Origin of the sequence: Pisciglobus halotolerans, from assembly GCF_900113675.1 — a bacterium.
GTDB classification, from domain to species: Bacteria; Bacillota; Bacilli; order Lactobacillales; family Carnobacteriaceae; genus Pisciglobus; species Pisciglobus halotolerans.
Genome location: NZ_FOQE01000008.1, coordinates 94,522 through 100,849, shown reverse-complemented (window position 1 = coordinate 100,849; position 6,328 = coordinate 94,522). Strand labels below are relative to the sequence as shown.

Here is a 6,328-nt window from a genome sequence, read left to right as displayed (position 1 = left end):
AGGCATGTTAAATCACACGTTACGTGAAGCCTATCTTCATCAACAAAATAGGAGCACGAGACAACAGCGCAAACGGAAACAACTGGTTCGTTTATCCTCGATATTGCATGAAAAAACACAACAGTCAGTCGGTGCAAAAGAGGGGACCATTCCCTTATATGCCGCTCATTCATCGGCAATGGGGCAACTAGTAAAAAGTTTTCGTTAACTCCTGTCTGCTTGGGGAAGGTTCCTTGTTTTGGGAACGTTCTCCAAACAGATAGGCCAGCAAACGGCAGAGCCGTGCGGTAGCTGATGAGTGTACAAAAATAGAAAGCCTAAACTAGCTTAGTAAAAGGGTGCCCGAGAAAAACTTGACACATACAAAAAGCTTTTTATGTTTGTGTGTTTCGATTAACATTCGTATACTGTAAGAGATGAAAGAAAGAAAAAATAATGATGCTGAACAGCATTGCATTAGGTTGAAAAGTATGGTATAAATTTGTCTGCATTTAATCTTGAAAAGAGAATGTTTACAAAAAAAGGTACAAAAATATAAGGATTTTATTTTTATCTCTGTCGCCTATTATCATCTTACTAGCAGACTTTTTTTTGAAAGGTGAGACCAAACGGATAAAAATAAAAGATGCAGCTATTGGAGGCTAGTCAAACTATGAAAATCGTAATTGCTGGAGGAGGAAAAGTTGGTTCAGTTTTGTGTTCTGAACTGTCCTTTGAAGGAAATGATATTATTTTAATTGAAAAAGATGCAAAAAAAATGGATGCCTTGATCAGTAAAAACGATATTGCCGGTATCGTTGGGAATGGTGCCAGCTATGACGTCCAAATGGAAGCCAATGTGGAAGACTGCGACATTTTTATAGCGGTTACGCCTCAAGATGAAGTGAATATCATGGCAGCTATCTTAGCGAAAAAATTAGGCGCGCACTTTACGATCGCACGCGTACGGAACCCAGAATATTCTAAGCATATCGACTTTGTAAGAGAAAGTTTAGGCATTTCTTTAATGATCAACCCAGAACTCGAGTCAGCAAGAAACATCGCGAGCATCATCAAGTTCCCAACAGTGCTAAGTTTGCAGTCCTTTGCAAATAATCGTGTCAACTTGGTTGAACTCGAAATTTCTAAAAATAGTCCTTTGAATGGTCTATCGCTAAATGATTTTCGTCACACTTACGGAGATATCTTGGTCAGCATTATCCAAAGAGGAGACGAAACCTTGATTCCTTCTGGAGAAAACACATTGAGAACCGGTGACCACGTTTACGTGATCGGAACAAGAAAAGATATCAGTCGTTTCTATAAAAAAGTCGGTTCAGAAAAGAGCAAGATCCATTCTGTATTGATCGTTGGCGGAGGCAGGATCACCTATTACTTGATCCATTTGTTGAAAGGCTACAAGATGAACATCAAAGTCATTGAACGGGATCTAGCAGCTGCTCAAACATTGAGTGAGACTTTCCCGGAAATCGAAGTGATCCATGGTGATGGAACAGATCAAGAATTTTTGGAGGAAGAAGGAATAGAAGATTATGATGCCTTTGTTTCCTTGACTGGAGTAGACGAAGAAAATATCATCACATCCTTATTTGCTTCGCAAAAGGAAATCAGCAAGATCATTACCAAAGTGAATCGTACGTTATTGCTGAAAATTTTCGGTACACTGGGAATGGAAGCTATTATTACGCCAAAACGAGTGATTGCCAATACCATTATTCGTTTTGTTCGTTCACTGACCAATACTGTCGTTTCTAATGTGGAAGCCTTGTATCGGTTGGCAGATAATCAAGCAGAAGCGATCCAGTTCAAAGTAAAAATCGGCAGCCGAGTGATCGGCACACCTTTAGAAGAACTGCGGACCAAACCCAACTTGTTGATTGGTTATATCATTCGTGGACCGCGCTTGATCCTGCCTGGCGGGCAAGATGAGATCAGAGCTGGAGATCAGGTGATCGTCATTACAAAAGAAAAGAAATTTGACGATATCGATGATATTTTAATGTAAAGAAGGTAAAAAAATGAACTTTTCTATTGTGCGATTTACGACTGGCAGACTGTTGCAGATAGAAGCTTTCTTGCTGCTGCTGCCGCTTCTGGTCAGTTTCATTTATCGAGAGCCTATGCAGTATCCTTTGAGCTTTGGTGCGGTTATCCTCATTTTGCTGGTCATTGGCCAGTTGACGAGCCGCAAAATGCCGCGAAAAACACGGATCACAACGAAAGAAGGCTTTGTTGTGGTCTCTCTTTCTTGGATTTTGTTATCCTTTTTTGGTGCGCTGCCGTTTGTTTTTAGTGGTGATATCCCTTCGCTGATCGATGCTTTTTTTGAAACAAGCAGCGGTTTTACAACGACAGGCTCCAGTATCTTGACCAACGTTGAAGCATTATCTCATTCGATGCTTTTTTGGCGCAGTTTTACGCATTTGATCGGTGGGATGGGGATCTTAGTTTTTGCACTGGCTGTATTGCCGCAATTTGAGTCGGAATCAGTTTATATTATGAAAGCGGAAGTTCCTGGTCCGACTTTTGGCAAGTTGGTCTCCAAGTTGTCTTCCACTGCCCGTATCTTATATGTGATTTATTTGTCGATGACTTTAGTGGTCGTGATCTTGCTCTTGTTCGGCGGTATGAATTTATTTGATGCTTTGCTGCATGCTTTTGGTGTGGCTGGAACCGGTGGATTCGGCATCAAGAATGGGGGTATTGCGTCTTATGACAGTGCCTATATTCAGTACGTTATCGCGATCGGTATGCTGGTTTTTGGTGTCAACTTCAACTTGTACTATATGATTTTGATCAAGCAAGTCAGACAAGTCTTCAAGAGCGAAGAATTGAAATGGTATCTCGGCATTGTAGCCAGTGCTGTCATGCTGATCGGGTTGAATTTGCTTTCTTCCTATGACTCACTTGAAAAGTTGTTTAGAGATGTGCTGTTCAGTGTTTCTTCTGTCATTACGACAACTGGATTTTCAACCGCTGATTTCGGCAAATGGCCGTTATTCTCGCAAATAATCTTATTGTTACTGATGTTTATTGGCGGAAGTGCCGGTTCGACAGCAGGGGGCTTGAAAGTCTCTCGTATCGTGATTCTTTTCAAAACGGTTATGTCAGAGATCAAACGAGTTGCCCAGCCTAATCGAGTGGTATCGATTCGATACGACGAAAAGGCCTTGAGCAAAGAGACGAAACATGCAGTAGCCAACTATATTTTGATTTATGCGGTGATCTATATTGCGCTGTTGTTACTGATCAGTTTTGATTCTCCAGATTTTCTGACTGCTTTCAGCTCAGTAGCCGCAACCTTTAATAATATTGGTCCTGGACTTGGGGCAGTGGGTCCCGCTGAAAGTTTTGCTGGACTAAATGATTTTTCAAAAGTCATCTTATCTTTTTCAATGTTGGCCGGACGGTTAGAGATTTTTCCAATGATCATCCTATTCTCGCCAAGAACTTGGAAAAAATAGAAAAGAGGATCAGCACAAGGCCGAAAAAAATTTTAGCAGTTAATGAATTTATCCTTGTCAAAGTGCAATTAGTAGACATTTGAAAGAAGAAAAAGTTAAAATAAGGAGTCGAGCGTGTGCTTGGCTCTTTTTTGCATCCAAGAGCAGTTTCTATTTGCGATGAAGGTACTGATGGCAGCCTCTTTTAGAACGAGTGAAAAAGGACTGAAACCTTGATAGTGAGCGAATAAATTGCTAATTTGAAGCAGAAGACGTATATTAAGAATAAAAAAGCAAAGAACAGATGATGATAAGAGCGGAGGATTCTTATGTACAAGAATGGTGTAATGATGCAATATTTTGAGTGGCATACAGAAGCAGACGGACAGCATTGGAATCGCCTGAAGGATGATGCAAAACACTTAAGTGAAATTGGTGTTTCCTCGGTTTGGATTCCGCCAGTTTTTAAGGGAACGTCTGTGGATGATGTCGGCTACGGCATATATGACTTGTATGACTTAGGCGAGTTTGACCAAAAAGGCACTGTTCGAACTAAATATGGAACGAAAGATGAGCTGATCGCAGCAATCGAAGAGCTGCATCGATATGATATTCAAGTTTATGCAGATGTTGTTTTAAACCATAAAGCTGCTGCAGATGAAACGGAACGCTTTAAAGCGATTGAAGTAGATCCTAACGATCGAAATAAAGCCATTTCAGATCCTTATGAAATTGAAGCTTGGACAAAATTCACTTTTCCTGGAAGAAAAGGCAAATATTCTGATTTTACTTGGAATTATCACCATTTTTCAGGAACTGACTATGATCAGAAGACAGACAAAAAAGCGATTTTTATGATTGTTAAAGAGGAAGACACTGGCTGGGCAGAAGATTGGGCTGTGAACAATGAATTCGGAAATTATGATTATCTGATGTTTGCCGACATTGATTACGATCATGAAGAAGTGAAAGAAGAAGTGATCAAATGGGCAAAATGGTTTGTAAAGGAAACGGGTGTAGACGGGTTCCGATTGGATGCTGTTAAACACATTCATGAAGGATTCATTCATCAATTGGTAACGGAATTAAGAGAAGCATTTGGCGATGATTTCTTTGTCGTAGCGGAGTACTGGAATAATGAATTTGATTACCTAGAAGGTTACTTAGAAGATCAGCAATATGACTTTGACTTATTCGATGTCATGTTCCATTATCGTCTATCTGACGCTTCAAAAAGCGACCACAGCTTTGATATGCGGTCCTTGTTTGATGATACTTTAGTGTCCGCTAATCCGATGCATTCTGTAACGTTTGTCGATAATCATGATTCTCAGCCAGGCCAGTCGCTGGAATCTTATGTAGAGCCCTGGTTCAAACCGCTTACTTATAGTTTGATCTTATTGAGAGAATACGGTTATCCAACCATTTTCTATGGAGATTATTATGGTCTTAAAGGGGAGCATCCTGTTGAAGGGCAGGCAGAAATGATCGATAAGCTGCTAGATGTGCGCGTTAATGCAGCTTATGGTGAAGAGCAAGACTACTTTGACCATGGCAATTGCATCGGTTGGGTAAGATTAGGGAATGAAGATTATCCGGATGGTTGTGCTGTGGTGATGTCGAACGGCGATGAAGGATTTAAAGAAATGTCGATTGGAGCAGACAAAGCTGGAAAAGTCTATGTGGACTGTTTAGGAAATCGGGAAGAAAAAATCACTTTGGACGAAAACGGAATGGGGCAATTCCCTGTTAATGAACGTTCTGTTTCTGTATGGGTCCAAGAAAAAGACTAAAAACACTTTATACTATCAAATGGATAGAGCAAAAAAAGATCTAAGGAAGTAGTATTTTCCTTAGATCTTTTTATAAACCTTTAGAGTCCTGAATCGTCTTTTGAAACAGGGATATCTGGTCCGTCTGTTAAGCGGTTTTCCGTTGTTGGGTAGACATCTGGTTGTATTTGTGGAACGGCAGGATCAGTCGTTGCAGCTGGTGAAGTAGACACAGGTCCTCCGCTTGGGTTAGGGTTTGGAACACTGCCAGGTTCTGGAGGCATTCCAGGAGCGACATGACCATCAACATTTAAATCAGTAGCGATATCATCGATGGTTTCTTGCAAATCAATGTCGTCATAAGCCATTTCTTCTTCTACTTCTTGATAAGATTGTTTGACTTCATCTGCAAAATCAGTTAGTTTGCCTTTTGCTTGGTCTTTCATTTTTACGCCTTGATCCATCAAATCTTGACGCAATTCTTTTCCTGATTTAGGTGCCAGCAACATAGCTGCAGCAGCTGAAGCGAGACCAACAATTAATGTTCTTCCAAGTTGATTTTTACTCATACTTTATTCCTCTTTTCTTTTATTTATTTTTTCTTTTTTCAATCACTTTTTTCGCGGTTCGTTGTACTTTTGTTGCCATAGGGACAGCTTTTTTAACTGTTTGGATCGGAGAAGACATAAACTGGTTGCTCAAATCATTACCGGCAACTTTTAAGTGGTTGATAGAGTGACTAAATTCAGTTGTTTTTTCTGAAAGTCCTGCGATATAAGCTTGTTTATCTTCCACATTCTTCGTCATCCCATTGACGCGCTGCTGCATATTGGTCACTTTTCCTTTGATGGCATCTGCAGCTTTCTTAAAGCGATCGACCTCACTATTTACATTTACCATAGTGTTATTGACATCGTTCATGACCCGGGAAATATTTTTACCGATGATAATGCCTGCAACGGCTAAACCGACGATTGCCAGCACCAAGATCACAAGAGCAATGATAAATCCTATCGACATACTGATGAGCCTCCTTTAATTCTATCATTTTTTATTCAGGTAGATGCGCGTTTTCCATCCTTGTAGAATGAACCTCTCTAAACGAGATAAGGA

Annotated in this window: 6 protein-coding genes; 4 read left to right on the top strand and 2 right to left on the bottom strand. The window is 40.3% G+C overall.

The genetic code is table 11. From position 1 onward, the window contains the following. From BM057_RS11645 to BM057_RS04605, 4 genes are all read left to right on the top strand, one after another. A partial coding sequence (locus BM057_RS11645; RefSeq protein WP_218147447.1) for a hypothetical protein occupies positions 1 to 208 on the top strand: 208 nt, incomplete at its 5' end. Between the two features lie 444 nt (positions 209 to 652). Further along, a complete protein-coding gene (trkA, locus tag BM057_RS04615; RefSeq protein WP_092091829.1) occupies positions 653 to 2,005 on the top strand; it encodes a Trk system potassium transporter TrkA in 1,353 nt (450 codons plus the stop codon). A 13-nt stretch (positions 2,006 to 2,018) separates the two neighbouring features. After that, complete coding sequence (locus BM057_RS04610; RefSeq protein ID WP_092091827.1) at positions 2,019 to 3,464, top strand: TrkH family potassium uptake protein; 1,446 nt, start codon at positions 2,019 to 2,021, stop codon at positions 3,462 to 3,464. A gap of 308 nt (positions 3,465 to 3,772) precedes the next feature. Next, positions 3,773 to 5,236: an alpha-amylase gene (locus BM057_RS04605; RefSeq protein ID WP_092091825.1), complete on the top strand. Its 1,464-nt coding sequence runs from the start codon at positions 3,773 to 3,775 to the stop codon at positions 5,234 to 5,236. Positions 5,237 to 5,316: 80 nt separating this feature from the next. Here the strand turns inward: BM057_RS04605 and BM057_RS04600 are convergent, their stop codons facing one another. Both BM057_RS04600 and BM057_RS04595 read right to left on the bottom strand, forming a co-directional pair. Beyond that, the gene (locus tag BM057_RS04600; protein ID WP_092091823.1) at positions 5,317 to 5,784 is read right to left on the bottom strand and encodes a YtxH domain-containing protein; all 468 of its coding nucleotides are present in this window, start codon (positions 5,782 to 5,784) and stop codon (positions 5,317 to 5,319) included. Between the two features lie 19 nt (positions 5,785 to 5,803). Next, complete coding sequence (locus tag BM057_RS04595; RefSeq protein WP_092091821.1) at positions 5,804 to 6,235, bottom strand: hypothetical protein; 432 nt, start codon at positions 6,233 to 6,235, stop codon at positions 5,804 to 5,806. Positions 6,236 to 6,328 lie beyond the last annotated feature (93 nt).